Origin of the sequence: Xanthomonas sp. SHU 199, assembly GCF_000364665.1 — a bacterium.
GTDB lineage: Bacteria > Pseudomonadota > Gammaproteobacteria > Xanthomonadales > Xanthomonadaceae > Xanthomonas_A > Xanthomonas_A sontii.
The window spans coordinates 1-1,677 of record NZ_AQOI01000324.1; the positions used below are offsets into that span (position 1 = coordinate 1).

Genomic DNA, 1,677 nt, shown 5'->3' on the forward strand with positions numbered 1-1,677 from the left:
AGATGCCCCGGATGAACAACCTACTGAGAGATCACAACTAGCCGGACGCAACACCTTGCGATTCGCACCGGGCACGAGCAAGCGCCTGCGCATAGGCGATCTCGGCGCCTGGCTCAGCTGACCCAGCCGGCGATCACCAGCAGCGCCAGCAGCACCAGCCACAGCAGCAGCACCCGCCACACCTGGCTCATCGCATCGCGCAGTTCGGGCAGGCGCCGCAGCGCCGGCACCACCATGCCCGCGTCGCTGTAGTCGTGCGCCTCGGCATCGAGTTCGCCACGCACGCTGGCGCAGGCCACCGGCCCGAGAAAGCCGGTGTCCAGTTGCCACCGCTTGCCGCCGGCGGCGCGCCAGGCGCCGAACACCGCTTCGAAATTGCCGACCAGGGCCAGCGAGAAGGTCATCAGGTGCGCCACCGGCCATTCCAGCGCCGCCAGCAATGCGCGCGCGCCGGCGGCGGTCGCCGGCGGCAGCCGCGCGGCATAGGGGCCGACCGCGGCCAGCGCCAGCAGCCGATAACCCAGCGCGCCGAACGGCCCCAGCAACAGGAACCAGAACAGCACCGCGAACCAGCGCCGCAGCGCGCTGACCGCCACCGCCTCGACCAGCCCGGCCGGATCCTCACGCAGCGGCCCGCCATCGGCCTGTAGGTGCGCCACCGCCAGGCGTCGCGCGCTGGCGTCATCGGCGTCGATGATCGCCTCGACGTCGGTGTCCAGGTCGCGCGGGCCCCAGCTGAAGGCCAGCACCACGATCCCGAACAGCAGGGTCAGCAGGCCCAGGTGCGGCGCCGCCAGCAGCCACTGCAGCAGGCCGACCAGCAGCAGCGGCGGCAGCAGCGCCAGCGCGATGCCGTAGCGGCCGCGCCAGGCGCTGCCCTCGCCGGCATGCGTGTCCAGCCAGCTCAGCCAGTCGCCGAAGGCGTCGAAGCGGCGCAACGAGGCCACCATGCCGGGCGCGACATGGCCCAGCACCAGGGCGACGATCACAGCGACGAGGGTCGTGAACATGCGGGTCCTCCGGGAGCGTTCTGAAGCGGGTGCGCGGAACGTGCCGGCGCGGTCAGGCCGGCGCGCCGTGCCGGTACCAATCCTCGATCAGCGCGCGGGCGATGGAGATGCGTGGCGGCAGACGCAGGCCGTGCCCATCGTCGGCACTGTCGCCCTGCGCCGCCAGGCGCGCCAGCGCGGCGCCGACCTCCTCGCGCTCGAACCAGCGCGCGTCCTCCAGTTCGCCGTCGACCTGCGGCGTGTCCGCCTCCGCCTGCGCACTGAAGCCCAGCATCAGCGCGCCAGGAAACGGCCACGGCTGCGCGCCGTAGTAACGGCAGCTGCCCGGCCGCACCCGCACCTGGGTCTCTTCGGCCACCTCGCGCGCCACCGTCTGTTCCAGCGATTCGCCGGGCTCGACGAAGCCGGCGATCACCGAGTAGCGCCGCGCCGGCCAGCTCGCCTGGCGCCCCAGCAGCAGACGCCGGCCATCGCTGACCGCGACGATCACCGCCGGATCCACCCGCGGATAGTGTTCGCTGGCGCACTGCGTGCAGACGCCGAGGAAGCCGCCGCGCTGCAACGCGATGGTGCCGCCGCACACGCCGCAGAAGCGGGTGCGCGATTGCCAGTGCAGCATCGCGCGGGCGTAGGCGAACAGGCCCGCCTCCGGCGCCGGCCACTCGGC

2 protein-coding genes are annotated in these 1,677 nt (G+C 72.8%); both read right to left on the reverse strand.

All coding sequences use genetic code 11. From position 1 onward, the window contains the following. Window positions 1–113 precede the first annotated feature (113 nt). Entirely contained in the window at window positions 114–1,010 is an 897-nt protein-coding gene (locus D183_RS0111390; protein ID WP_017909100.1) for a membrane protein, read from the reverse strand. A gap of 52 nt (window positions 1,011–1,062) precedes the next feature. Further along, window positions 1,063–1,677: NAD(+) diphosphatase (nudC, locus tag D183_RS0111395; protein ID WP_017909101.1), on the reverse strand; the 615-nt coding region annotated here is incomplete at its 5' end.